Origin of the sequence: Rhizobium sp. 11_C7_N12_5, assembly GCF_051811145.1 — a bacterium.
GTDB lineage: Bacteria > Pseudomonadota > Alphaproteobacteria > Rhizobiales > Rhizobiaceae > Rhizobium > Rhizobium lusitanum.
Genome location: NZ_JBPWPY010000001.1, coordinates 2,987,841 through 3,013,032, shown reverse-complemented (window position 1 = coordinate 3,013,032; position 25,192 = coordinate 2,987,841). Strand labels below are relative to the sequence as shown.

General features: G+C 61.2%; 20 protein-coding genes. 11 read left to right on the top strand and 9 right to left on the bottom strand.

Annotated features, from left to right (window positions below; translation table 11 throughout):
* Nucleotides 1–54 precede the first annotated feature (54 nt).
* From AB8B29_RS14830 to AB8B29_RS14810, 5 genes are all read left to right on the top strand, one after another.
* Complete coding sequence (locus tag AB8B29_RS14830) at nucleotides 55–534, top strand: formate dehydrogenase subunit gamma (RefSeq protein ID WP_037196759.1); 480 nt, start codon at nucleotides 55–57, stop codon at nucleotides 532–534.
* Nucleotides 531–2,087, top strand: a complete 1,557-nt coding sequence (locus tag AB8B29_RS14825) for a formate dehydrogenase beta subunit (protein ID WP_037196758.1) — start codon at nucleotides 531–533, stop codon at nucleotides 2,085–2,087. The genes AB8B29_RS14830 and AB8B29_RS14825 overlap by 4 nt, the downstream gene beginning before the upstream one ends.
* Before the next feature lie 5 nt (nucleotides 2,088–2,092).
* A complete protein-coding gene (gene fdhF / locus AB8B29_RS14820; protein WP_113118701.1) occupies nucleotides 2,093–4,972 on the top strand; it encodes a formate dehydrogenase subunit alpha in 2,880 nt (959 codons plus the stop codon).
* Nucleotides 4,973–5,150: 178 nt separating this feature from the next.
* Complete coding sequence (gene fdhD, locus AB8B29_RS14815; RefSeq protein WP_037196756.1) at nucleotides 5,151–5,978, top strand: formate dehydrogenase accessory sulfurtransferase FdhD; 828 nt, start codon at nucleotides 5,151–5,153, stop codon at nucleotides 5,976–5,978.
* Complete coding sequence (locus AB8B29_RS14810) at nucleotides 5,968–6,234, top strand: formate dehydrogenase subunit delta (protein ID WP_439006601.1); 267 nt, start codon at nucleotides 5,968–5,970, stop codon at nucleotides 6,232–6,234. Before fdhD ends, AB8B29_RS14810 begins: the two co-directional genes overlap by 11 nt.
* 293 nt (nucleotides 6,235–6,527) lie before the next feature.
* On the opposite strand, the gene AB8B29_RS14805 is transcribed toward AB8B29_RS14810, so the two are convergent.
* The 3 genes from AB8B29_RS14805 to rocF form a co-directional block, all read right to left on the bottom strand.
* Nucleotides 6,528–7,409, bottom strand: a complete 882-nt coding sequence (locus AB8B29_RS14805) for an alanine--tRNA ligase-related protein (protein WP_439006600.1) — start codon at nucleotides 7,407–7,409, stop codon at nucleotides 6,528–6,530.
* A 201-nt stretch (nucleotides 7,410–7,610) separates the two neighbouring features.
* A complete protein-coding gene (locus AB8B29_RS14800) occupies nucleotides 7,611–8,087 on the bottom strand; it encodes a chemotaxis protein CheW (RefSeq protein ID WP_034481767.1) in 477 nt (158 codons plus the stop codon).
* Between the two features lie 183 nt (nucleotides 8,088–8,270).
* Nucleotides 8,271–9,206 (bottom strand): arginase, encoded by a 936-nt coding sequence (gene rocF, locus AB8B29_RS14795; protein ID WP_037196750.1) that lies wholly within the window; start codon nucleotides 9,204–9,206, stop codon nucleotides 8,271–8,273.
* A gap of 238 nt (nucleotides 9,207–9,444) precedes the next feature.
* Here rocF and AB8B29_RS14790 point away from each other — a divergent pair, with 238 nt between their 5' ends.
* Entirely contained in the window at nucleotides 9,445–9,873 is a 429-nt protein-coding gene (locus AB8B29_RS14790; RefSeq protein ID WP_037196925.1) for an Lrp/AsnC family transcriptional regulator, read from the top strand.
* A 3-nt stretch (nucleotides 9,874–9,876) separates the two neighbouring features.
* Here the strand turns inward: AB8B29_RS14790 and AB8B29_RS14785 are convergent, their stop codons facing one another.
* From AB8B29_RS14785 to AB8B29_RS14775, 3 genes are all read right to left on the bottom strand, one after another.
* Complete coding sequence (locus AB8B29_RS14785; protein ID WP_113118699.1) at nucleotides 9,877–14,067, bottom strand: translocation/assembly module TamB domain-containing protein; 4,191 nt, start codon at nucleotides 14,065–14,067, stop codon at nucleotides 9,877–9,879.
* A 65-nt stretch (nucleotides 14,068–14,132) separates the two neighbouring features.
* Nucleotides 14,133–16,058, bottom strand: a complete 1,926-nt coding sequence (locus AB8B29_RS14780) for an autotransporter assembly complex protein TamA (RefSeq protein WP_047637838.1) — start codon at nucleotides 16,056–16,058, stop codon at nucleotides 14,133–14,135.
* A 300-nt stretch (nucleotides 16,059–16,358) separates the two neighbouring features.
* Nucleotides 16,359–16,646: a glycine zipper domain-containing protein gene (locus AB8B29_RS14775; protein ID WP_037196746.1), complete on the bottom strand. Its 288-nt coding sequence runs from the start codon at nucleotides 16,644–16,646 to the stop codon at nucleotides 16,359–16,361.
* A 296-nt stretch (nucleotides 16,647–16,942) separates the two neighbouring features.
* Here AB8B29_RS14775 and AB8B29_RS14770 point away from each other — a divergent pair, with 296 nt between their 5' ends.
* From AB8B29_RS14770 to hemA, 4 genes are all read left to right on the top strand, one after another.
* A complete protein-coding gene (locus tag AB8B29_RS14770) occupies nucleotides 16,943–17,431 on the top strand; it encodes a (2Fe-2S)-binding protein (protein ID WP_037196745.1) in 489 nt (162 codons plus the stop codon).
* 81 nt (nucleotides 17,432–17,512) lie between these two features.
* Entirely contained in the window at nucleotides 17,513–19,858 is a 2,346-nt protein-coding gene (locus tag AB8B29_RS14765; protein ID WP_113118698.1) for a xanthine dehydrogenase family protein molybdopterin-binding subunit, read from the top strand.
* 18 nt (nucleotides 19,859–19,876) lie between these two features.
* On the top strand, nucleotides 19,877–20,671 hold the full coding sequence (locus AB8B29_RS14760) for an FAD binding domain-containing protein (RefSeq protein ID WP_439006599.1): 795 nt from the start codon (nucleotides 19,877–19,879) through the stop codon (nucleotides 20,669–20,671).
* A 220-nt stretch (nucleotides 20,672–20,891) separates the two neighbouring features.
* Nucleotides 20,892–22,103: a 5-aminolevulinate synthase gene (hemA, locus tag AB8B29_RS14755; RefSeq protein WP_113118722.1), complete on the top strand. Its 1,212-nt coding sequence runs from the start codon at nucleotides 20,892–20,894 to the stop codon at nucleotides 22,101–22,103.
* Between the two features lie 37 nt (nucleotides 22,104–22,140).
* On the opposite strand, the gene dxr is transcribed toward hemA, so the two are convergent.
* Complete coding sequence (dxr, locus tag AB8B29_RS14750) at nucleotides 22,141–23,334, bottom strand: 1-deoxy-D-xylulose-5-phosphate reductoisomerase (protein ID WP_113118697.1); 1,194 nt, start codon at nucleotides 23,332–23,334, stop codon at nucleotides 22,141–22,143.
* Nucleotides 23,335–23,534: 200 nt separating this feature from the next.
* Between dxr and AB8B29_RS14745 the strand changes: the two genes are divergently transcribed.
* Nucleotides 23,535–23,801: a BON domain-containing protein gene (locus AB8B29_RS14745; protein ID WP_047637841.1), complete on the top strand. Its 267-nt coding sequence runs from the start codon at nucleotides 23,535–23,537 to the stop codon at nucleotides 23,799–23,801.
* 55 nt (nucleotides 23,802–23,856) lie between these two features.
* On the opposite strand, the gene AB8B29_RS14740 is transcribed toward AB8B29_RS14745, so the two are convergent.
* The gene (locus AB8B29_RS14740) at nucleotides 23,857–24,456 is read right to left on the bottom strand and encodes a GNAT family N-acetyltransferase (protein ID WP_113118696.1); all 600 of its coding nucleotides are present in this window, start codon (nucleotides 24,454–24,456) and stop codon (nucleotides 23,857–23,859) included.
* Between the two features lie 111 nt (nucleotides 24,457–24,567).
* Nucleotides 24,568–25,080 carry a flagellar protein FlaR gene (locus tag AB8B29_RS14735; protein ID WP_047637843.1) on the bottom strand — a complete coding sequence of 171 codons (513 nt, stop codon included), beginning with the start codon at nucleotides 25,078–25,080 and terminating at the stop codon, nucleotides 24,568–24,570.
* Nucleotides 25,081–25,192 lie beyond the last annotated feature (112 nt).

Genomic DNA, 25,192 nt, shown 5'->3' with positions numbered 1-25,192 from the left:
AAGCATTTCCGAAAATCGCCAGCGGTTTTCGGGGTTATGCGCAGGAGGATGCTTATGAGTTTGAATTTGGGCGCGGGCGATATCGCGACCCGTGCCGGCGTTATCATCGACACCATGAAGTCGATGGAAGGGCCGCTTTTGCCGATCCTGCATGGGATTCAGGAAGAGTTCGGCTACGTGCCGCAAGACACGCTGCCACTGATTGCTAGGGCACTCAACCTTTCGCGCGCCGAAGTCCATGGCGTCGTGACCTTCTATCACGATTATCGCGACCATCCCGCCGGCCGCCATGTCCTGAAACTCTGTCGTGCCGAGGCCTGTCAGTCGATGGGCGGCGATGCTCTTGCCGAACGCATCAAGCAGCTGCTGGGCATCGATTTTCATCAGACCACGTTGGATGGCGATGTCACGCTCGAGCCGGTCTACTGTCTCGGGCTTTGCGCCTGCGCGCCGGCGGCAATGCTGGATGGCGAGCTTTATGGGCGGCTTGACGACGAGAGCGCCGAAGACCTCGTGAAGGAGGCGCGCCAGTGACCTTGACCATCTATGTTCCGCGCGACGCCGCCGCCCTCTCGCTCGGGGCTGAAAAGGTCGCCGAGGCCATTGCGCAGGAAGTCGCCAAACGCGGCCTCGACGCGCGGATTGTGCGTAACGGCTCGCGCGGCATGTTCTGGCTGGAGCCTTTGGTCGAAGTCGAGATCGGCGGCAAGCGCATCGGCTATGGGCCGGTGAAGGCCAGGGATGTTCCCGCACTATTCGATGCCGGGCTCGCCGAAGGCGGCGAGCATCCGCTCTGTCTTGGGGAGGTCGAAAACCTCCCATTCCTGAAAGAGCAGACCCGTCTGACCTTTGCCCGCTGCGGTATTACCGATCCCCTTTCACTGGAAGATTATGAGGCCCATGGCGGCCTTAGGGGTCTACGCCGCGCCATCGGCATGGCAGCGGCCGACATCGTCAAGGACGTCACGGACTCCGGCCTGCGCGGCCGTGGCGGGGCGGGTTTCCCGACCGGCATCAAATGGAAGACCGTGCTCGATGCGCCGGGCGACCGCAAATATATCGTCTGCAATGCCGACGAGGGCGACAGCGGCACATTCGCCGACCGGATGATCATGGAGGGCGATCCCTTCGTGCTGATCGAGGGCATGGCGATCGCTGGCCTGGCGACCGGCGCGACCAAGGGCTTCGTCTATACGCGTTCGGAATATCCGCATGCGATCGCCGCGATGACCGAAGCGGTCGAAATCGCGCGGAAAGCCGGCATTCTCGGGGCTTCGGTTCTCGGCTCGGGTAAGGCTTTCGATATGGAGATCCGTACCGGCGCTGGTGCCTATGTCTGCGGCGAGGAGACGGCGCTGCTCAACAGCCTCGAGGGCAAGCGCGGCATCGTGCGCGCCAAGCCGCCGCTACCAGCCCATAAGGGCCTGTTCAACTGCCCCACGGTCATCAACAACGTCATTTCGCTCGCCTCCGTACCCGTCATCATGGACAAGGGTGCGGCCTTCTACCGCGATTTCGGCATGGGCCGTTCGCGCGGCACGATCCCGCTGCAGATTGCCGGCAACGTCAAACATGGCGGCCTCTACGAGACGGCCTTCGGCCTCTCGCTCGGCGATATCGTCGACAGGATCGGTGGCGGCACCGCGACCGGGCGACCTGTGAAGGCCGTGCAGGTGGGTGGACCACTCGGCGCCTACTTCCCGCGCGCTTTGTTCGATACGCCCTTCGACTACGAATCCTTCGCCGCCAAGGACGGCCTCATCGGTCACGCCGGCATCGTCGTCTTCGATGATACCGCCGATATGCTGAAACAGGCGCGCTTTGCCATGGAGTTCTGCGCGGTCGAAAGCTGCGGCAAGTGCACCCCCTGCCGCATCGGCTCGACCCGCGGCGTCGAAACAGCCGACAAGATCGCCCGCGGCATCGAGCCCGAGAAGAACAGGGTTCTGCTCGCCGATCTCTGCAACACCATGAAGTTCGGCTCGCTCTGCGCGCTCGGCGGTTTCACGCCCTATCCCGTCATGAGCGCGATGACCCATTTCCCGGAGGATTTCTCTCCGGTTCCCTTGATTGAAGCGGCGGAGTAAGACCCATGTCTCTCGTTCCAGAAATCGACTACGGCACACCCGCCTCCCGCTCCGAAACCATGGTGACGCTGACCGTTGACGGCCGTCCGATTACCGTGCCCGAGGGTACATCGATCATGCGCGCCTCGATGGAAGCCGGCATAAAGGTGCCGAAGCTCTGCGCCACCGACATGGTCGATGCCTTTGGTTCCTGCCGCCTCTGTCTCGTCGAGATCGAAGGCCGCAATGGTACGCCTTCGTCCTGCACGACGCCGGTTTCTCCGGGCATGGTGGTGCACACGCAAACCAATCGACTGAAGGATATCCGCCGTGGCGTGATGGAGCTTTATATCTCCGACCATCCGCTCGACTGTCTGACCTGCGCCGCCAATGGCGATTGCGAGCTGCAGGACATGGCCGGTGCGGTCGGCCTGCGCGATGTACGCTATGGCTATGAGGGCGACAATCACGTCAAGGCGCGCAACAGCGGCGACATCAATCTGAAATGGATGCCGAAGGACGAGTCCAATCCTTATTTCACCTATGATCCTTCGAAGTGCATCGTTTGCTCGCGCTGTGTGCGTGCCTGCGAAGAGGTGCAGGGCACCTTCGCGCTGACCATCGAGGGCCGCGGCTTCGGCTCGCGCGTCTCGCCTGGCATGCATGAGCATTTCATCGACAGCGAGTGTGTCTCCTGCGGCGCTTGCGTGCAGGCTTGCCCGACGGCGACGCTGACCGAAAAATCGGTGATTGCTATCGGCCAGCCGGAGCATTCGGTCGTCACCACCTGCGCCTATTGCGGCGTCGGCTGTTCGTTCAAGGCGGAGATGCGCGGCGAGGAACTGGTGCGAATGGTGCCGTGGAAGGACGGCCAGGCCAATCGCGGCCACTCCTGCGTCAAGGGCCGCTTCGCCTATGGCTATTCGACCCACAAGGACCGCATCCTCAACCCGATGGTGCGCGAAAAGATCAGCGATCCCTGGCGTGAAGTCACCTGGGACGAAGCCTTTGCCCATATAGCCACCGAGTTCAAACGTCTTCAATATCAGTATGGCCGCGAATCCGTCGGCGGCATCACCTCATCGCGCTGCACCAATGAGGAGACCTTCCTGGTGCAGAAGCTGGTGCGCGCCGGCTTCGGCAACAACAATGTCGATACCTGCGCCCGTGTCTGCCACTCTCCAACAGGCTATGGCCTGGGTCAGGCCTTCGGCACCTCTGCCGGCACGCAGAATTTCGACAGCGTCGAGCATTCCGATGTCGTCCTCGTCATCGGCGCCAACCCGACGGACGGTCATCCGGTCTTCGCTTCGCGCCTGAAGAAGCGCCTGCGCCAGGGTGCCAAGCTCATCGTTATCGATCCGCGCCGCATCGATCTGGTGCGCACGCCGCATGTCGAGGCGAGCTATCACCTGCCGCTGCAGCCCGGCACCAATGTTGCCGTGCTGACGGCGCTCGCCCATGTCATCGTTACCGAGGGCCTGTTCGACGAAAAATTCATCCGCGAACGCTGCGACTGGTCCGAATTCGAGGATTGGGCTGCTTTCGTCGCCGAGCCGCAGCACAGCCCTGAGGAAACGGAAAAATACACCGGCGTTCCCGCCGATCTCGTGCGTGGTGCCGCTCGCCTTTTTGCCAAGGGCGGCAACGGCGCGATCTATTACGGCCTCGGCGTCACCGAACACAGCCAGGGCTCGACGACCGTCATGGCGATCGCCAATCTCGCCATGGTGACGGGCAATATCGGCCGGCCCGGCGTCGGCGTGAACCCGCTGCGCGGCCAGAACAATGTGCAGGGCTCCTGCGACATGGGCTCCTTCCCGCATGAGCTGCCGGGCTATCGCCACGTCTCCGACGATGCGACGCGCGATATCTTCGAGAAGCTCTGGGGCGTGAAGCTCGACAAAGAGCCGGGTCTGCGCATCCCCAATATGCTCGATGCCGCCGTCGACGGCACGTTCAAGGGCCTCTACATCCAGGGCGAGGACATCCTGCAGTCCGATCCGGATACCAAGCATGTCGCCGCCGGCCTTGCCGCGATGGAATGCGTCGTCGTCCATGATCTCTTCCTGAACGAGACGGCCAACTACGCCCATGTCTTCCTGCCCGGCTCGACCTTCCTCGAAAAGGACGGCACCTTCACCAATGCCGAGCGCCGCATCAACCGCGTGCGCAAGGTCATGAGCCCGCGCAACGGCTATGCCGACTGGGAAGTGACGCAGAAGATGGCGCAGGCCATGGGTCTGCGCTGGAGCTACACGCATCCGTCCGAGATCATGGACGAGATCGCTGCGACCACGCCGAGCTTCGCCATGGTTTCCTACGACTATCTGGAAAAAATGGGCTCGGTGCAGTGGCCTTGCAATGAGAAGACGCCGCTTGGTTCGCCGATCATGCATGTCGATGGCTTCGTGCGCGGCAAGGGCAAGTTCATCCGCACGGAATATGTCGCGACCGACGAACGCACCGGCCCGCGCTTCCCGCTGCTGCTGACGACCGGACGCATTCTCAGCCAGTACAATGTCGGCGCGCAGACGCGGCGAACGGAGAATGTCGTCTGGCACGCAGAGGACCTTCTGGAGATGCATCCGCACGATGCCGAGCAGCGCGGCATTCGCGACGGCGACTGGATCAAGCTGACGAGCCGCTCCGGCGACACGACGCTCAGGGCGCTGATCACCGACCGCGTCGCCCCGGGCGTCGTCTACACGACCTTCCATCATCCGGACACGCAGGCGAATGTCATCACGACGGACTATTCCGACTGGGCGACGAACTGCCCGGAATACAAGGTGACGGCGGTACAGGTCTCGCCGTCCAACGGCCCGTCTCGGTGGCAGGTCGATTATGATGAGCAGGCCCGGCAGTCTCGCCGTATTGCCGGGAAAATGGAGGCTGCTGAGTGACGATGGATATGCTTTCCCCTTCTCCCCTCGGGGAGAAGGTGCCCGCAGGGCGGATGAGGGGGTGTTTCCGCGTGGTTAGAACTGCCCTTCGCTTGCGCGCGGAGCTGTCGCTCCTTGCCCCCCTCATCCGGCGCTCCGCACCACCTTCTCCCCGAGGGGGAGAAGGGGAGACCCGGTAATGACCAAATTCACCCCCACTACCACCGTCCCCGAAACCGCGCGCCGCAACGGCGTCATCAATTCGGGTTTGCGTATCGTCCCCGAAGAGGTACCGATCGCCTTTTCCTATGGCGGCTCCTCGCATGCCGTCATGATGGGAACGCCCGCCGATCTCGAGGATTTTGCTGTCGGATTCAGCCTGACAGAGGGCATCATTACGAATATCGACCAGATCGCCGCCGTTGAGCCTATCGAGGACGAGCAAGGGATCGATGTGCAGATCACGCTGGTCGATGACGTGGCCGACGCGTTGCGTGTCCGGCGGCGGCATATGGCGGGTCCCGTCGGCTGTGGTCTCTGCGGCATCGAATCGATCGAGCAGGCGGTGCGCAAGGTGCCGGATGTTTCCGGGGTTGCGCTGTCACTGTCGCAAAAGGATATCGTCCGCGCCATCGCTCTCCTCAATGACGCCCAGCCGCTGCACCGCGAGACGCGGGCCGTGCATGGAGCGGGGTTCTATATCCCGGCAGAAGGACTGCTTGCCGTGCGCGAGGATGTCGGCAGGCACAATGCGCTGGACAAGCTCTGCGGTGCCGTCATCCGCTCCGGTCGCAAGGGAGCGGACGGCGTGGTGGCCGTCACCAGCCGGCTATCCGTCGAGATGGTGCAGAAGGCTGCCATATTGGGCAGCTCAGTGCTCGTCGCTATTTCCGCGCCGACGGCGCTCGCCATTCGCACGGCCGACGAGGCCGGCATGACGCTTGTGGCGTTGGTGCGTGGCGACGACTTCGAGATTTTCACCCATCCGCATCGCATTATTACGGGGAGCATCGCCGATGTCGCCTGACGACAAGCCTCACGGCAAGACCGAAACGAAGCTCATCTATATGGCGAACCAGATCGCGACCTTCTTCAAGACGCAGCCTGCAAGCGAAGCGGTGAACGGTGTCGCCACGCATATCAACAAATTCTGGGAGCCGCGCATGCGGCGTCAGCTTTTCGAGCTCATCGACCATGGCGATAGCGGGTTTAGCCCTCTCGTGCTGGAGGCGGCCCCGCTGATCCACAGGCCGGCGCCGGCCGAAAAAGTAAAACCGGCTTAGCATACAGGTTGACGAGGATAATGGGATGGAGAGGTGAGAATCCGTCCGCGAATACGATTCCCGCTAAGGTGTAAGTGCCGGTCTTTGAAATGAGGAGGAGTTGCGTCGGCGATCTCGGCTGGATCTATACGCTGTTCTTCGTGCTGCTCGGCTCCTCCGCCGCCATCTGGGGCGGCTGGCTGGAGCGTGTAGGTGTTCGGTTCCGCTGCCAAGGAAGAGTCCGCAGAGACAAGGCTCCTGGTTTTAGGTGTCCCGTTCGTCAATGCGACTTGCGGGACACCCAAATCGTTGCATCAGGTTCCGTAAGACGAAATCGTCTCCGGGTCGATGCCATGGGTGTCGAACCACCATTCGATGGACTTGTCGGGATAGCTGTGACGGAGCCGCTCATACTTCCGAACGAGGCGGTTTTGACGCTCCACCTCTTCCTGGAAGAACGGGTGGTCCAGCGAGCCGCCGAGGGAGTGGACCCGGCGCAGGAGCTTGCGAAGCACATAGCCCTGCTCCTTGCTCCCCGGACGGTAGCCGCTCTCGATGATCTTTAGAACCGTGCTGCAGAGCGTCTCGAGAGCGTTCTCCGGCGAGGTCCCGTTCGAAAGCATGTCGAGGCGTTCAGCTCCAAAACCGGCGTCGATACAGGTGCCGAGCGGATTGACGATGTTGCCGATCTCGATCCCGTCCTTGTAGAACTCGGTACAGTATCCGCTGACGCTGCCGTCGCTCCACATGCATTCCGGATCCGCGACGATGGGAATACGACCGCGATAGAGCGGCGTCCATTCGTCGATCCTGTCCGGATGGATCGTGACATGGTCCGGCAACACCCCGGTTCGCGCGAGGAATTCAAGCCAGAACTCGATGGCATCGGACAGCGTCATCTCCCGGAAGGAGAATAGCCCAAGCATTGTGAAGTGGAGGAAGTGTGTGCCGTCGCCAATCTCGTCGAGATCTCCCATCCGCAGGCAAGCCTGACTGTTCGAGAGGGTACCCTCATGGGAATGATTGGTGAAGAGCGGCTTGTACTGCTGCATGCCAGCGCTGCAGAAGAGCATGGTATCGTCGTGCGGCCGTACGGATTGAAAGCATGCGTAGTCGATGCCTTTGGAAAGGCAGTAGTCACGGTAGTCGTGTATCAGGCGTCCCGCGATGTCATAGGCAACCTCCTTTTGGTTCATGTGCCCAAGCGAAAAATAGAGGAGCCTCGCCGGGATTGCAAGGAGAGCGATTTGGCAGGCGTATGTAGCGCATCCGCTTCGCCGGATGTTTAGATTGTATTTTTACCCTCGCTCCAGAATCGATGGTGGAGCTATCTCAATGCCAAATAAAAACCGCCACCGAGAAGGTGACGGTTCTCAAAAAGGGACGTTCCGCTAGAACTATGCGGCGAGTTCTTCCGCTTCGCTTTCCTTGAACATCTTGGCGAGGTTCAGGAAGCAGATCATGCCGTTCTCGGTGGCGATGATGCCTTCGCAATAGGCGCGGTCGAAGGATGCGGTGACTTCCGGAACCGGTTGCACCTGGCTCGAGGCGATCGTGAGGATGTCGGAGACGCGATCGACCAGCATGCCGATGACCATGTTGTGGACTTCGGCGACGACGATGGCGCTGCGCTCGTTGGCGACCGTGCTCTGCATGCCGAGCTTGTAGGCAAGATCGATGATCGGGATGACCGAGCCGCGCAGGTTCATGACGCCGATGACATCGGCCGGTGCGTGCGGAATTGGCGTGGACGGCGCCCAGCCGCGGATTTCGCGGATCGTGGTGGTCTTGACGCAGAACTCCTGCTCATGAAGGCGAAAGGCAATGATCTCCAGAGTATCGCCGCTGAAGCTGGTGGAATTGATCGTGGCCATGAACGTTCTTCCCATTTGAAACGTGACGCCAGATTCGGCGTATTAGCGTGACGATAGAGCAAGAACATTGCTTAAACCTAAACCTATACAAGCGGTTTCGACAGTAAGAGGATGAAACGCGCCTGTCCGCCGAAACGGGCATGATCCCGACTATGTTGGTTCGGGATCATGAAAAATGCGCGGCTACGCCGCTCTTGTCGGACGATCGAAGATGCGCCGGCCGAAGAGGCTTGCCGCCATTTCCACGAGGACGCGGGCGCTCTTGCCACGGTCGTCGAGAAAGGGATTGAGTTCGACCAGATCGAGCGACGAAACCAGGCTGCTGTCGGAGAGCATTTCCATGATGAGATGGGCCTCGCGATAGGTCGCGCCACCCGGCACGGTCGTTCCGACGCCAGGCGCTATCTCAGGATCAATGAAATCGACGTCGAAGCTGACATGCAACAGGCCGTTGGCGGCGCTGACCGTATCGAGCACCTTGCGTATGATGGCGGCCACGCCCTGTTCGTCGAGCGACCGCATGTCGAAGACGTTGACACCATGCTCGCGGATTTCCTCGCGCTCGTGCGGATCGACGGAGCGGATGCCGACCTGGAAAACCTTCGTCGGATCGACCAGCGGCCTGCCTGCCGGCAGAACGCCTGCTATTTCGGCCTCGCCGCAGAAGAAGGCGACGGGCATGCCGTGAATATTGCCCGATGGCGATGTGGCGGGCGAATTGAAATCGGAATGTGCGTCCAGCCAGAGGACGAAGAGGGGACGACCGACCTCCGCCGCATGGCGCGCCATGCCGGAAACGCTGCCCATGGAGAGGCTGTGGTCGCCGCCGAGGATCAGCGGGAAGCTTCCGGACGATGCGACATCATAGACCTTGGCCTCGAGCGCGCGCGTGAAGGCGCCGACGATCTTCAGGTTATGGGCATGCGGATGCTCCGGCAGGTCGGCGGCGGGAGCGGGACGCAGGTCGCCGCTGTCGGTGACGCGGTGGCCGAGTTCGATCAGCGTCGTTTCGATGCCGGCGATACGGAGCGCCGTCGGGCCCATGCCGGCGCCGCGGCGGCCGGAGCCTTCCTCAAGGGGAACGCCGATCAATGTAATGGGTGTGGATTGCGTATTCATCGGCGTCGCTCCGAGGGGTTAGAGCAATTCCAGGAGAGGCGCGTAGCGGCCTCCGTCCGGAATTACGTGAAGACAATGAGATAAAGTGGTTCAGAGATTCGGTGAAGAGCTGAACCGCTCAAGAGGCTGTCGGGCCGCATTATCGATTGTCTGCGTGACAGCAAAAAGATGGAAAATTGTCGAAAATAGATTAGCTTTCGACAGATTGATCAATGCGATTTACCAGAATGATAAGCATATGGATGACCTTGACCGCGACCTCCTCAGTGCTCTGCGCAACAACGCGCGCATCTCCGTTTCGTCCCTGGCAGCGGCAACCGGCGCTTCGCGCGCCACTGTCGCCGCGCGGATAGAGCGGCTGGTGGAAAACGGCACCATCGCCGCCTTCACCATCCGAACCGGCCACGAAACCCGCGCCGCCGGCGTCAGGGCCATCGTGCTCATCGAGGTGCTCGGCAAGTTGGCGGACAAGGTCGCCGACCAACTTCGCGGCCTGCCGCAGGTGAGGGCGCTGCACAGCACCAACGGCAAATGGGATTTCATAGCCGAACTCGAGGATCGCGACCTCGCTTCCTTCGATGAGACGCTGCGCCGGATACGGCTGATCAATGGCATAAACACAACGGAATCCAATATCTTGCTGAAGACCAGCAAGCTCGGATTCTAGATCCTAATACTCATGCTCGTAGACGATGCCGGCTTCGCCGGCGCCGTCCGAGCCCGCGGCGCCGCGCAGCTTCACACCGCGCCCGACATCGAGATTGATGATCGCCTTGGTTTTGTTGGCGGCGCCCTGCTGCAGCTCGATATAGGTACGCTTGTTCAGATATTTGCCGGCTCCGACCTGCGCCTGGCCGTTCGCATCCGTCGAGATGTCCAGATCGTCGACGCCGAGATGGCTGCGCAGGCCTTCGAACAGCGACGTGGAGCGACCGCCGGCCAGCTGGCTTGCGGCATCGGCGAGCTGGGCGATCTGCATGGCCGATAGTTTCGACATGGACTGGCCGAAGATCAGCTGCGCCAACACCTCGTCCTGCGGCAGGGCAGGCGAGGAGGAGAAGCCGATCTGAGGATCGGTGGCGAGACCCGTGACATCGACGGTGATGGTGGTGGAGCTCACCGACGACGTGGCCTCCATGTTGAGCGCCGGGATCAGGTCTCCCCCGAAAGTGATCTTGCTGGTGTCGGTGAAATCCAGCCGGCGGCTGAGGATGGTCAGGCGCCCGCGCCGCATGGTGAAGCCGCCGGATACGACCGGTTCTGACGCGGTGCCGCGGACTGAGATGTTGCCGCCGAGTTCGGCATCGATGCCGCGGCCGCGCACGAAAATCTGCGATGGCGCTTCCAGCTGCAGGTCGATGCCGAGGGTCGTCGATTTGCTCCTCGGCGCTTCCGGCTTCTGGTCCTTGAACTGGGCATTGACCGCAGCCGAAGCATTCTTGTGCTTGATGTTGATCTCGGACAGCGAGGCGGGCAGCTTTTCTGGAATGGTGATCGACGCCTTGTTGATCCTGAGATTGCCCGTCAGCATAGGGGCTGTCAGCATCGGACCTTTGATGCCGAGCGTGCCGTTGATGGTTGCTGCCACCAGGGTTCCGTCGACATAGGTCGCGTTGTTGAACTTCACCTGAATGTCGGCCGGGAAGCCGCCGTCCGGGGTGATGCCGACCGTACCAGTGCCCGATATGCTGCCGCCGCTGGCGAGATTGCCGCTCAGCCGCGAGATGACGGCCTGCTTGCCGTCGAGCGTCACGGTCACGGCGAGGCCGTTGAGGGTCAGGTTTCGGCGGACATCGACGAGCTTGGCCCCGTCGGTGGAAATCGTGCCGGTGACGGCGGGAGCTGCCGTCGTGCCTGCCACCTGCATGTCGATCCTTGCCGTACCGGTCATGACCATGCCTTGGGCGGCAAGCTGGCCGGCAAGGGCATCGAACGGCAGATTGCCGGAAAATTTCAGCGCCATTGCCTTGCTGCCGGCGATGGCGATGGTGCCGCCGCCATTGAGTGCCAGGCCATTCTGGCCGGTCAGGTTGGTGTTGATCGTGACGACATTGTCGGCGAATTTACCGTCAGCCTTGATGCCGAGCGGCGCAAGGCCGGCGGATTTCGTCTGGCTGGTTGCCGCGCCCGACCAATTGGTCTGGAAGGCGACGACAGGCGATGTGGCCTTGCCGGTAACCGTCACCGTGCCGGATATGACGCCTTCGGCTGAGAGCGTCGGCGCGAAGACATTGGCGAGGCTCGCCGGCAGGTTGGCGATCTTGGCGTTGATGTTCAGGGCCTGACCGGCTGTGCCGTCGACGGTGACCGAGCCGCCGCCTGTCTGGATCGTCAGCCCGTTCAGCGCGGCCGCACCGTCCTTGACGACGATCTTGGTCGGCGAGGCGAGCTTTACCGGTATCGTGCGCGGCGCGCCGGCGAAAGTGTCCAGGCTTATTGTGGTCTGGCCACCGGCGGTTTCGACATTGCCGCTCGCGGTCAGAGGCGCGTTGTCATAGGTCGACTTCAGATCGAAATCCGTGCGGCTGCCTTGCTGGGTGAAGGTCAGCCCGAGGTCGGCGATGCGGTTGGAGCCGGAGGCAACAGCAGCGGCACGAATGCTGCCATTGGCGGAGAATGCCTTGAGGTCGTCGACGCTGAGCGCCACGGCCGGCTTGCTGATGACGAGATCGTCGCGGCGGATGCCGTTGCCGTTGGCGTTCACCTTCAGTCCGATCTTGCCGTTGGCGCTCGCTATATCGAGCGAGCCCTTGAGGTCGCCCTCGGCCTTCTGCCCGGCGAGCGCCGCGAGCAGGCCGAGATCGGGCAGATCGAATGTCAGCGCGCCTGATGGTTCGAAACTCGGCGACAGATCCAGCTTGCCCTGCAGTTTGTTCGCGCCGATTTCAGCTGATAGCGAGGGAATGCTGGTGCGGCCGTCCTTGGAAACGGCGTCGGCGGTGATGCGGATCGGCTTCCCGTCGATTGCGCCGCTGGCCTGGATGTTTGCCTGCGGAGCCTTGGGGTCGGCGGTCCCGGTCACGTCGATATCGAGCGTATCGAGAAGCCGTCCGGCCAGCTTGACGTTGACGGCCTTTACCGTCGCATCGATGCCGAGCGCGGTGAGCGGCCCCTTGGCCTTGAGGCCGATGTCGGCCTGACCTTCGGCATTCGGGATGAGCTTGGAAAGATCAAGCAGCTTGCCGGAAAGATCCGACGTCAGCGACTGGTCGTTGAGCGCGATATTGCCGCTGATCTCGGCAACGTTGGATTTCACCGCCAGATTGGAGAGTGTCATCTTGGTCGGCACCGTGCCACCAACCTGGCCCTCCATCGAAATCGTCCCTTCGAACTTGTTCGATACGCTGTCCGGCAGCACGCCGGGCAGGGCGAACAGCTTGAAATTGCCCGTCAGCGCCTTTGTCGACAGCGTATATTTGCCGTTGACGGTGCCGCCGATGCTGGCGCTTTCCAGCGTCGTGTTGTTGAAGCCGATCGTGTCAGGCGAAATCTGCAGCGGTGCGGTCAAGGAGATCGGCGCACGGATCAGCCGATTGAGATCCGGGCTGAGGAAGGCCGTCTGGCCAACGACGAGACGCAGTTGCAGCGGCCCGGACATGGTCGCCAGATTGAAGGCATCGCTTCTGGCGCTGAAGTTCACCTGGCCGATCTGGCCCTGCGGCGCACTGGCGCTCTCAAGCGCGGCCTTAGCATCGATTTTCACCGATTGCGCTGCCCCCGTCAGCGCGATATCGACGCGTGAAATCAGGGCGCGGACCTCGCCGTCCTCCATCGGCCAGCGGAAATCCACGGGGCCTGAGGTGCCGATCAAATTGGCATTGAGGCTGTTGTTGCCGGCGGGATCGAGCGTACCGGAGGCGGCGATGACGACACTGCCGGTGGCAAGATTGCCGGTCTGAATGTCGATCTTGCCCTTGCCGTCGAAGGTTGCCGAGAGGTCGATGGTCGTCTGGCCGGTAAAGAGAGGCCGCATGGTTGGCGGCAGCAGCGAATCCACGTCGCCGCCGCCCTTGACGTCGATATGGTGCAGGCCGTCGGCGGAAAGGCTGTGATGACCGTTGATGGCGACCGTCGGCTTGCCGTCCAGTGCGGCCTGCAGCTTGCCGGCCCAGTTGGAAAGCGGGCCTTCGCCCGAGAGGTCGATATTGATGGCCGGACTGCCGGGAAGGTGCAGGAGACCCGCCAGCATGCCGTCGCGCGGTTCGGAGATTTGCGTCTTCAGCTTCAACTGGTTTTCGGTTGGCGCAAAAGCGATGTCGGCGGAGAGCTTGGCATCGGGCACATCATGCCTGCTGGCATTGAGTGTCAGGCCGATGCTGCTGCTATTGGCCTTGACTTTGCCATCGGCAGCCAGAACGAAATCCTGCCCAGTAACCGCCTGTCCGATGCGGAGGTCGGGCAGAGCGATGGCGCCGATATCGATGGCGATCGGCAGGGAAAAGCCGCTGCTGCTATTGCTCGCAGCTTGAGGTTCCTGTGCGGGTGCGGTCGTCGAGACGGGCAAGCGCTGGAAGTCGACCACGTCTGCCGCAACGCGATTGGCATGGAATGTGCCTGTCAGCAGCGATACCGGCGACCAGTCGACGGCGAGATTCTGGACCTTGGCGAAAACGCCCTTCGTGTCTGCGACCGTGATCGAGCCGACTTTCAGATTGCCGCTGAGCAGCCCCGAAGGCGTTGTTATGGTGATGGTACGGTCGGGCGTCGAGGCGAGCTTTGCCACCTGGTCGACGGCATAGCCGGTTGCGGAAGGCACCAGGCCGACAACGAGCACAGCCGCGATCACGAGCAAGAGGATCGCCACGACCGCGTAGGCGATCCAGCGTGCCAATTTCCCGAGAATTCGAATCAATATGCTCATGAAAGCGATAGTAACCTCAGTGTTGTAACCGTGTGCTGAAGCGTCCGCGACAACTGTACGTTCGGTCAGAAGGCCTGGCCGATACCGGCATAGATGCCATAGGCTGTGCCGTTGTTATATTTGTTCAACGGAACGGCGACATCGAGCCTGATCGGACCGAAAGGCGTAGCGTAGCGCAGGCCGACGCCCGCGCCAATGCGCAGATCGGAAAAGTCCGGAAAGGTGCTGTCGGTGACGCTGCCCATGTCGACGAAAGGCACGACGCCGATCGTGTCGGTGATCTTCACGCGGGCTTCAAACGAGGCTGTCGCATAGGAGCGTCCGCCGAGCGCATCGCCGTTGGAGTTGTAGGGCGAGATTTCCTGATAGCCGTAGCCGCGCACCGAGCCGCCGCCGCCTGCATAGAAGCGCCGGGTGGCAGGAATATCCTCGATACTGTTCGCACCCAGCAGCGAGCCGACGGCAAGCTTGCCGGCAAAGACGACATTGTTGTTGGCGCCGACACCCTGATAGCCGGTGATGGATCCCTCGAAGGAGCTGAACACCGTGCCGCCCATTGTTTCATAGCTCGGCTTTGCCAGGACCGAGGCACGGTAGCCTTCCGTCGGGTCGAGCTTATTGTCGCGCGTGTCGCGAACGTATTCGAGCGGGATCGCCACCGTCAGATAGTTGTGCTTTCCGAAGGCGTCGGTCGTGTCCGACTCGTAGCTTACCTCGCCGCCGGCGGAGACGGTGTCCCGATCGTTCAATTCGTAGGCAAGACCGGCGCTCGCCGTGACGGTGTTCGCATCATAGGCATCCGGATGCAGGCTCTGCATCTTCAGCCCGGTGGTGAAGGTTGCCGAGGGATAGAAGGTCGCGGGCCTGACGTAGGTGATGCCGGCGGTATAGTCGAGCTGGCCGATATCGGTCGTTTCGCCGAGGCGGGAGACGGATCCTTCGATACGCAGCGAATCCGCGCGTCCCGTCAGATTGCGATGTCCCCAATAGCCCTGCAGGCCGAAGCCATCGATGGTGGAATATTGCGCGCCGACACCGAAATAGCGCTGCTTGCCTTCGGATACCTCGATGGTCGTGGGAATGCTGCCGTCCGGCGCCAGCTTGTCGGCCTCGCGGATGGTGACGCTGGAAAAGACGCCGAGTTTTCTCAGGCGGTCCGAGGCCTTCTTCAGCTCGTCCGGCGAATAGGGCTTGCCTTCATTGATGCGGGCGTAGCGCTTGATGAAATCCGGATCGACGGACTTCTGGCCGGTGACGGCAACATTGCCGAAAGGGGCGACGGGGCCGCTATCGATCCTCATCGACACATCGACCGTATTGGTCGCATGATCGGCGACGACGTCGCGCTTGTTCAACCTGGCAAGCGGATGACCTTCATTCTTGAAGTCGGCGACGATCTTGTCTGCGGCTTTCAGGATGGTCAGCGAGCTTGCGTCTCCACCGCGCACCAGCCCATAACGCGATGCGTCCAGACCGGCGGCATCGCCGAGCAAGCTGATGTTGCCGAGCTTGAAGAGCGGGCCGGGATCGACGCTGATGGTGACGGCAACGGGCTTTGAGCGATCGAAGGTCGGCGTCGGCGGCAATGCGTCGAGGCTGGTGCCGTTGATGGTAATGGTGACCACGGCGCCATAGCGGGCTTTTTCATAGAGCGTGGCGACGAGCCGGTCCCGGTCGTCGCGTGCCTTGACGACAACGCCGAGGTCGCCGGAGACGGGCTTGTCCTTGTCGGAAATCAGCATCGAGCTACTGCTCAAGGCTTCCTTCAGATCCTTGTCGAGATTGTCCGCCTTCAGATCGACCGTGTAGCGGACGGGGTCGGAAACCTGATCCGCGGTGTCGTCCTTGCCCCATAGCCTTATGCCGAAAATCTTGAAAGCAAAGGCGTTTTCAACGTAAACGGGCCCGAGCGCAAGCGCTGCCGCAACCGCTGCAACGGTTCCTGCTTGCCGATACGCAATACTCTTCCTCGGTCCAGTTCTTTTATGCATACGCCGCTTTACGGTTACATGAGAACTTACTCAGGTTTACGTTTCCCCCGGGTTAACGCGCGGTCACCATAGAGGCAAAAGCCCCTCAGGTGTACCGTTTTGGAGTCAAAAACCTGGAAAAGATGACCGTCGAGGGGCGAACGCCCGGATTTTCGGTGGGGTTCCTGCATGTTTGGGCGAGCTTTGCGGCGACGCGCAAGAGTTGCCGCCGCCATGTCGAAGCCAAGACATTTCGCCTGGCTGGAATCAGAAAGTCCCGGACTTGTGGTCCGGGACTTCGGTATCTCGATCGAGGATCGATCAGTAGCCGCCGTAGCCACCACGATAGCCGCCGCGCGGGCAATCGTCGATGTAGCGACGACCGTACCTGTCGCGATAGTAGCACTGGCCGGGCTGCTCCTGGACGCTGCCGATGACGGCACCGGAAACACCGCCGATGGCCGCGCCGACGGCAGCGCCGCGGACATTGCCGGTAACCGCGCCGCCGATGATGGCGCCGGATGCGGCACCGATGCCAGCGCCCTGTTCAGTCGGGGTGCAGCTTGCGATGGACAAGCCGATCAATGCGAGCATAAGAACTTTTTTCATTTACTCTCTCCAACGTTAGTTAAGCCGAACACGGCAACGTCGTCCCAATTCTTCAGCTCCACCACGATGGGCTGTCTTTGTCAGTCCTGCAACTATGGAAAATATCGTGCAAAATATGATTGTCCATTGGGCGCGAACAGTTTTTTTGTTGCTGAACGAAGGCGGCTTCTTATTCGGACAATAAAACACTCGGTGCGGCGTAGAAAATCTGCCGCGTTTCTAAAGTAGAGGTTGATTGGACTGCAAAAAAGTCAAATGATGCTCTTTGCCTCTGGAGGAGAGGCTAGGAGGAAAATATGGCAAAAGTGACTTTGACGGTGAACGGCCGTGCGGTCAGCGGCGAGTGCGAGGATCGTACGCTGCTTGTCCATTTCATCAGGGAAAAGCTTGGCCTGACGGGAACCCATGTCGGTTGCGACACGACCCAGTGCGGTGCCTGCGTCATTCATATGGACGGCAAGTCGATCAAGAGCTGTTCGATCCTGGCCGTGCAGGCTTCGGGTTCCAAGATCACAACCATCGAGGGTCTGGCCGCCAATGGCGAGCTGCATCCGGTTCAGGCCGCCTTCAAGGAGCATCATGGCCTGCAATGCGGCTTCTGTACCCCGGGCATGGTGATGACGGCCGTCGACATGATCAACCGTCATGGCGGAGCGCTGGACGAGAAGACGGTGCGCAGCGAGCTTGAAGGCAATATCTGTCGATGCACCGGCTATCACAATATCGTCCAGGCGGTGCTGTCAGCCAATGCCGAAATGCACGCCGCCAATCGGGCGGCCGAATAGAATTTCACCGAGATTGTCTGGCGAAGCGCCTGGACTGCTATCTTGGCGTTTGCCGGCCCCGGAACCCCAATGGAGGATGTGATGGGCGTTGAAGGCATTGGTGCGCGGGTTGCGCGCAAGGAAGACAAGCGATTTCTGATGGGCAAGGGGCGCTACACCGACGATATGGTGACGCCGGGCATGAAATATGCCTATTTCGTCCGCAGCCCATATGCGCATGCGAAGATCAAGGGCATCGACACGGCCGCGGCCCTGGCGATGCCGGGCGTGATCGGTGTGCTCGAAGGTAAGCAGTTGCTGGCCGATGGGATCGGCAACCTCATCTGCGGCTGGATGATACACTCCAAGGACGGTTCGCCGATGAAGATGGGCGCGTGGCGGCCGCTGGCGGTCGATACGGTTCGCTATGTCGGCGATGCCGTTGCAATCGTTGTTGCCGACAGTCTTGGCGAAGCACGCGACGCCGCCGAGGCCGTGGTGGTTGACTATGAGGAGCTGCCGGTAGTCGTCCAAGCCGTGGACGCGCTGAAAGCCGGTGCGCCGCAGATACACCCGGAAGCCGCAGGCAATCTGATCTTCGATTGGGAGCTTGGCGACGCCGCGGCGACCGACAAGGCGATTGCCGAGGCCGCGCATGTCACCGATATCGAGATCTACAACAACCGGCTTTCGCCGAATGCCATGGAACCGCGCGCTACGCTCGGCATCTACGATTCGTCCGAAGATCACTATACCTGCTATACGACGAGCCAGAACCCGCATGTAGCGCGGCTTGTCATGAGCGCCTTCTACAATGTCGCGCCGGAAAACAAGCTGCGCGTCATAGCGCCCGATGTCGGCGGCGGCTTCGGCTCGAAGATCTACATCTATCCCGAAGAGATCGTCTGCCTCTGGGCGTCGAAGAAGACCGGCGTGCCGGTCAAATGGACGGCCGATCGCACCGAAGCGTTCCTCACCGATGCGCATGGCCGCGACCATGTCTCCAAGGTGAAGATGGCCTTCGATGCGCAGCACCGCATCACGGCGTTGAAGGTCGACACGATCGCCAATCTCGGCGCTTACATGTCGCTCTTCTCCTCATGCGTACCGACCTATCTGTATGCGACGCTGCTGTCGGGCCAATATGCCATCCCCGCGATCCATGCCAACGTCCGTGCCGTCTATACCAACACCGTGCCGGTCGACGCCTATCGCGGCGCCGGGCGTCCGGAAGCGACCTATGTGCTGGAGCGCACGGTCGAAACGGCTGCCCGCGAACTTGGGATTTCGCCGGCGGAACTGCGGCGGATCAATTTCATCCGTTCGTTCCCCCATCAGACGCCTGTCATCATGAATTATGATGCCGGCGACTACGAAGCTTCGCTCAATGCCGCGATGCAACAGGCAGACTGGGACGATTTCCCCGTCCGGAAGGCGGCGGCTGCCCGGCGCGGCATGAAGCGCGGCATCGGCATGAGCTGCTACATCGAGGCATGCGGTCTTGCGCCATCGCAGGCGGTGGGATCGCTCGGCGCCGGTGTCGGCCTGTGGGAATCGGCCGAGGTCCGGGTGAATGCAGTCGGCACCGTGGAAGTGCTTACCGGTTCGCACAGCCACGGCCAGGGGCATGAGACCACCTTTGCGCAGCTCGTCGCCGACCGGTTCGGCGTGCCGATCGACAGTGTCTCCATCGTCCATGGCGATACCGACAAGGTGCAGATGGGCATGGGCACCTATGGCTCCCGCTCCGGCGCGGTCGGCATGTCCGCCGTGGTCAAGGCCCTCGACAAGGTGGAGGCGAAGGCGAAGAAGATCGCCGCGCATCTGATGGAGGCCGACGAAAGCGATATCGTCATCGAGAATGGCGAAGTGAAGGTCGCCGGCACCGACAAGGCGCTTCCGTGGTTTCAGGTGGCGCTCGCCTCCTATACCGCGCACAATCTGCCGGCCGGAATGGAGCCGGGCCTGAAGGAAACCGCCTTCTACGATCCGGCGAATTTCACCTTCCCGGCCGGCTGCTACATCTGCGAGGTCGAGGTCGATCCGGAAACCGGCAAGACCGAGATCATCCAGTTCGTCGCGGCTGACGATTTCGGCAACATAATCAATCCGATGATCGTTGAAGGGCAGGTGCATGGCGGCATCGCGCAGGGCGTCGGCCAGGCGCTGCTGGAGGCCGTGCATTACGACGAGAGCGGCCAGCTCCTGACGGCAAGTTTCATGGATTATACCATGCCGCGTGCAGACGACCTGCCGTCCTTCAAGATCTCGCACCAGAACACGCCATGCCCGAACAATCCACTGGGCATCAAAGGGTGCGGCGAGGCGGGCGCCATCGGTTCGCCGCCGGCGCTGATGAACGCCATCACCGACGCAATAGGTAACAACAAGCTTACCATGCCGGCCACGCCGCTCAAGGTGTGGGAAGCGGCGCAGGCCGTGGCCTGAAGAGAGGAGGAGAAGATCATGTACGCAACGAACTATCACCGCGCCTCCTCGGTCGACGAGGCCGTCAAGCTTCTGTCTGACGCCGACGAGGGCAAATATGTCTCTGGTGGGATGACGCTGATCGCCACCATGAAGCAGCGTCTGGCCTCGCCGAGCGATCTCGTCGATCTCAGGCATATCCCCTCGCTGAAGGGCATTCGTGTCGACGGTCGCAGGGTCACCATCGGGGCGGCGACCACCCATGCCGAGGTTGCTTCTTCGGCTGCGATCCGCTCTGTCTGTCCGGCACTTTGCGAGCTCGCCGGCATGATCGGTGATCCGCATGTCCGCCATATGGGCACGATCGGCGGATCCGTCGCCAACAACGATCCGGCGGCGGATTATCCATCCGCCATGCTGGCGCTCAACGCCACCATCGTCACCGACCGACGGCAGATCGCGGCTGAAGACTTCTTCGAAGGATTGTTCGAGACGGCGTTGAAAGGTGGCGAATTGATCACCGCCGTCACCTTCGAGGCGCCGGAAAAGGCGGGTTACGCCAAATTCCCCAATCCGGCCTCGCGCTACGCCATGACCGGTGTCTTCGTCGCCAGGAGCGAGGCAGGCGTGCGCGTCGCGGTCACGGGTGCCGGCGCGGACGGTGTATTCCGTCAAGCCGACATGGAACGGGAACTTGTGGCGAACTGGTTGCCGGATGCCATCACGAGCGTGACCGTCGATCCCGCGGCTCTGCTGTCCGACCTGCATGCGACGGCGGAATACCGCGCCAATCTGGTCAAGGTCATGGCCAAGCGCGCCGTGGCTGCCGCATAGGTCCGCTATGAAACATGCCGGAGCGGCGGCTTGAACCGCCGCTCCGGCTCCTTCGTTTCGGTCATGGTTTGGATTGTCAATTTGACATGATCATTTATTCTTGTCTGGAATTGTTCAAAATTATGGGCCAATTGCCGCAGTGGCGCGCGAAAGCGATACGGAGGGGTTGACGTGCAGACCGGCATTTATGAAAAACGGTTGCATGGTTCTGGAGCAGATTATGGATTTCGAAGCATTTTTTAAGGGTGAGCTGGACGGCCTGCACGATGAAGGCCGCTATCGTGTGTTCGCCGATCTGGAACGCCGCCGGGGCAATTTTCCGCGCGCGACACGCTATACGCCCAATGGCCCGCAGGAAGTGACCGTCTGGTGTTCCAACGACTATCTCGGCATGGGCCAGCATCCGAAAGTGATCGAGGCGATGAAAGAGGCGATTGATCACTGTGGCGCGGGTGCGGGAGGCACCCGGAATATTTCTGGCACCAACCACTACCATGTTCTGCTCGAGCAGGAACTCGCCGATCTGCACGGCAAGGAATCCGCGCTGATCTTCACGTCGGGCTATATTTCCAACTGGGCGACGCTCGGCACGCTCGGCGCGCGCATTCCCGGCCTCGTCATCTTCTCCGATGCGCTCAACCATGCATCGATGATCGAAGGCATTCGCTATGCGAAGTGCGACAAGGTCATCTGGAAGCATAACGACCTGCACGATCTCGAGGCGAAGCTGAAGGCTGCCGATCCGAAGGCGCCGAAGCTGATCGCTTTCGAATCCGTCTATTCCATGGATGGCGATATCGCCCCGATTAGGGAGATCTGTGATCTCGCCGACAAGTATGGCGCCATGACCTATCTCGACGAAGTGCATGCCGTCGGCATGTACGGCCCGCGCGGCGGCGGCATTGCCGAGCGCGAAGGGCTGATGGATCGTCTGACCGTCATCGAGGGTACGCTCGGCAAGGCATTCGGCGTCATGGGCGGCTATATCGCCGCATCAACGGCGCTGTGCGATTTCATCCGCTCGTTTGCCTCGGGCTTCATCTTCACCACCTCGCTGCCGCCGGGGCTTGCCGCTGGCGCCGTCGCCTCCATCCAGCACCTGAAGGTCAGCCAGTTCGAACGCATGCGCCATCAAGATCGTGTGCGCAGGCTGCGCGCCCAGCTCGATGCAGCGGGCATTCCGCACATGCCGAACCCGAGCCATGTCGTGCCGGTCCTGGTCGGCGATGCGTCCAAGTGCAAGTGGATTTCCGACCTGCTGCTCGACAGCGGCGTCTATGTCCAGCCGATCAACTATCCCACAGTGCCGAAGAAGACCGAGCGCCTGCGCATCACGCCGACGCCGCTGCATTCGGATGGCGATATCGAGCATCTGGTCGGCGCGCTGCATGCGCTGTGGTCGCGCTGTGCGTTGGCCCGCGCAGTTGCCTGAAGCGGCTGCTTACGTTTGACCTCAGGAAGGCCGCGGCTTACGCGGCCTTTTCTTTTTGCGCGACAAGCAGGGCCGCCCGGCCGCGCGCTTCCTCATCGGCGGCAAAAACGGCATCCATGGTTTCGGCGCTGCCGGTCGCGATCATCTCGTCCATCACGGCTTCGGCGATATCGGCCATTTCCAGGAAGCCGATGCGGCCGTCCACGAAGGCATGGAAGGCGATTTCCTCGGCTGCATTCATGACCGCGCCCTGCAGGCCGCCGCGCTCCAGCGCGGTGCGGGCAAGACGCAATGCCGGGAAGCGAACCTCGTCCGGTGCCTCAAAATCCAGCCGCGCCAACTTGGCGAAATCGAGCCGATCGACGCTGAGCTTGGTGCGGGCGGGGTAGGTGAGCGCATAGCCGATCGCCGTGCGCATATCGGGACAGCCGAGCTGCGCCAGCACCGAACCGTCGCTGTAGCCGACCATGGAATGGATGACGGATTGCGGGTGAACGACAACTTCGATCTGGTCGGGGCGCACGTTGAACAGGTGCTTGGCCTCGATCATCTCCAGCGCCTTGTTGAACATCGAGGCGCTGCCGATGGAGATCTTGAAGCCCATGGACCAATTGGGATGGGCGCGGGCGATCGTCGGCGTAACATTGGCCATCTGTTCGCGCGACCAGGTGCGGAAGGGGCCGCCGGACGCGGTGATGATGATGCGCTCCACCGCGTGCTGCTGATCGTCCTCCAGCGCCTGGAAAATGGCGCTGTGCTCGCTGTCGACCGGGATCAGCCGGCCGCCGCCTTCGGCCACGGCGCGCACGAAAAGTTCGCCGGCCGAGACAAGACATTCCTTATTGGCAAGAGCGATATCGGCGCCGCGCCGGGCGGCAGCCAGCGTCGGCGCAAGGCCGGCGGTGCCGACGATTGCCGCCATCACCCAGTCCGATGGCATGGAGGCGGCTTCGATCAGCGCATTTCTGCCGGCACCAACAGCGATGCCGGTGCCAAAAAGCGCGTCCTTCAGCGCCTGATAGCGATCCTCATTCGCGGTGACCGCGAAAGCAGCGCCACAGGCTTTGGCCTGCTCGGCCAGAAGGTCGATATTGTCGTGGCCGGTGATCGCGGCGATGTCGAAAGCTTCGCGTCCGCCCAACTGCGCAATGACATCAAGCGTATTTTGGCCGATGGAGCCGGTCGAACCCAATATCGTCAGGCGGCGCCGCGCCTTGCTGCCGGTGGTCATTCAGGTATCCGCATATTGCCGAAATTCCCTAAGGCTCTACAGGGGATCGCGGGAAGCGGCAAGTGTGATGCCATGCAACCCCCTCCGGCCGCCAATGCGCGTTTAAGGCGAAACCACTGATTTGATGATATTTTCAGCCAATTATTGAACCAAATGCGAAGTGCTGCGTTTTCCGTCCACTCGAATGCGGAGGGTAATGGATGGTTTTCAAAGCGGCGACATTTCACGGCATGGAGCTCGATCTGGAAAGTGAGCAGTCCAGACGCTCGGCACTGGAGTCCACAGTTGCCAATGCACTCGCCGTCGCCGGCGGGATCGATGCGTCCGATGTCACGGTGACTGCCGCCGGCCAGGAGATCCGCCTGGACGGCACCGTCGCCACCCAGCAGGAGGTGAAGCGGGCTACTACGGTGGCGGAGTCTATCCCCGGCGTCAGGCTGGTGAGGAACAGGATCGCGGTGGGGTGAGGTGCTGCTTGTGCCGTTGTCCCCCCGACGCGGGTTCGCGACGCATCTGATGCTTTTAATTATGCGTAGTCGGTAGGTCAAAGAACAGCTTGGTTATGTCCGGGGAATCCGATGGATCGGTGCCTGTGCGCAGGAGCATGCCTCCCGCTTTCTCGATGACCCGCCTTGAGGCGAGATTATTCTCGTTGCAGATGACGCTTATTCTCGCGAGGCCGGCTTTCGCCGCGATTGGCAACAGGAGCAGCAGCGCTTGAGTGGCATATCCTCTGCCCTGCTTCCACGGAACAATAGAGTAACCCACATGACCCGGCACATGCAGCGGAAATCGAGTTGTTCCGGGCAGATGGCGAAGTGTGATGTAACCGCAGAAATCCCCGTCCCAGATCCAGAATGGCTGAATGGCGAGATATTGAGGCGCTCGGTTCGATACCGATGTGGCGATGACCTCACTGGATATAAGGCGGCTCAGGAAACCTGCCCTGTCATGCCTGAGCATCTCGAGTTCGGCTTCAGCGTAGACTTTGTCTTGCTGGCGTCTGGGATCAGGTGACCATCCCCGCGCAAGTGCCTCTTCAAAGCCTTGCAGGTTGAGCAAGCTCGGCTCAATCAGGACCACGGTGTTGGTCGGAGCAGTTGGGGCCTGGTGTTCTGCCATTCCTACTCCCCTTCCGACACTTCGATGCCAGCCATATCCAGACGACAGATAACAATCAGAATTCAGGGGCGAAGTTGCAAGAGCGACATGTGGAGACAGCTATCTGGTTGCCTATCTTGGATTGGCGGCAAACTCGGCAAGCTCTTTTGGTGAGCGAATATGGATGATCCGCGCCCGTCCGCGGTGAATTTCGATCGCAGCAAGCAGTTTTGGGCGCATTTCCCGATGCAGCCACCACATCATTTTGAAGAGACGAATGGTAACCGGAAACATGGGGCATCCGTCAGGTCCGTCCGCGCGGCCAAGGAAGAGCGACTTCACCTGGCGCTTGGCGGCCCACCAGTAGTGAACCCATATCGGGTGATCGACGAAGACAATCGTATCGGCCATATTCATGCGACGTTGAACGGACTCCCACGATCCGTAGCCGTCGATCAGCCATCGGTCTTGCGAAAGCCAGGCGTCATGGGACGCTGCAAATTCGGACTGCGATGCCTCGACCCAGTTCGGCTTCCACTGAATCTTGTCGATTGCGAGGTGAGGCAAAGCATGTGCTGAGCTCAACGCCTCGCACATCGTCGACTTTCCGCCGCCTGCATTGCCGATCACCATCACTCGCGTCATGGATGAAAGATAACCTGACTGCGGTATTGACGCAAAGGCTGCTGAGGTCGCGTCAGAGAGAAGATAAGTGAAATGGTGATCTCGACGCGATTCGAACGCGTGACCCCCAGAT

Bases quoted from the DNA above. Each gene is read 5' to 3' on its own strand.
- AB8B29_RS14830 (WP_037196759.1), top strand. From the start codon at position 55: ATGAGTTTGAATTTGGGCGCGGGCGATATCGCGACCCGTGCCGGCGTT.
- fdhF (WP_113118701.1), top strand. From the start codon at position 2,093: ATGTCTCTCGTTCCAGAAATCGACTACGGCACACCCGCCTCCCGCTCC.
- fdhD (WP_037196756.1), top strand. From the start codon at position 5,151: ATGACCAAATTCACCCCCACTACCACCGTCCCCGAAACCGCGCGCCGC.
- AB8B29_RS14810 (WP_439006601.1), top strand. From the start codon at position 5,968: ATGTCGCCTGACGACAAGCCTCACGGCAAGACCGAAACGAAGCTCATC.
- AB8B29_RS14805 (WP_439006600.1), bottom strand. From the start codon at position 7,409: ATGAACCAAAAGGAGGTTGCCTATGACATCGCGGGACGCCTGATACAC.
- AB8B29_RS14800 (WP_034481767.1), bottom strand. From the start codon at position 8,087: ATGGCCACGATCAATTCCACCAGCTTCAGCGGCGATACTCTGGAGATC.
- rocF (WP_037196750.1), bottom strand. From the start codon at position 9,206: ATGAATACGCAATCCACACCCATTACATTGATCGGCGTTCCCCTTGAG.
- AB8B29_RS14790 (WP_037196925.1), top strand. From the start codon at position 9,445: ATGGATGACCTTGACCGCGACCTCCTCAGTGCTCTGCGCAACAACGCG.
- AB8B29_RS14785 (WP_113118699.1), bottom strand. From the start codon at position 14,067: ATGAGCATATTGATTCGAATTCTCGGGAAATTGGCACGCTGGATCGCC.
- AB8B29_RS14780 (WP_047637838.1), bottom strand. From the start codon at position 16,058: ATGCATAAAAGAACTGGACCGAGGAAGAGTATTGCGTATCGGCAAGCA.
- AB8B29_RS14775 (WP_037196746.1), bottom strand. From the start codon at position 16,646: ATGAAAAAAGTTCTTATGCTCGCATTGATCGGCTTGTCCATCGCAAGC.
- AB8B29_RS14770 (WP_037196745.1), top strand. From the start codon at position 16,943: ATGGCAAAAGTGACTTTGACGGTGAACGGCCGTGCGGTCAGCGGCGAG.
- AB8B29_RS14765 (WP_113118698.1), top strand. From the start codon at position 17,513: ATGGGCGTTGAAGGCATTGGTGCGCGGGTTGCGCGCAAGGAAGACAAG.
- AB8B29_RS14760 (WP_439006599.1), top strand. From the start codon at position 19,877: ATGTACGCAACGAACTATCACCGCGCCTCCTCGGTCGACGAGGCCGTC.
- hemA (WP_113118722.1), top strand. From the start codon at position 20,892: ATGGATTTCGAAGCATTTTTTAAGGGTGAGCTGGACGGCCTGCACGAT.
- dxr (WP_113118697.1), bottom strand. From the start codon at position 23,334: ATGACCACCGGCAGCAAGGCGCGGCGCCGCCTGACGATATTGGGTTCG.
- AB8B29_RS14745 (WP_047637841.1), top strand. From the start codon at position 23,535: ATGGTTTTCAAAGCGGCGACATTTCACGGCATGGAGCTCGATCTGGAA.
- AB8B29_RS14740 (WP_113118696.1), bottom strand. From the start codon at position 24,456: ATGGCAGAACACCAGGCCCCAACTGCTCCGACCAACACCGTGGTCCTG.
- AB8B29_RS14735 (WP_047637843.1), bottom strand. From the start codon at position 25,080: ATGACGCGAGTGATGGTGATCGGCAATGCAGGCGGCGGAAAGTCGACG.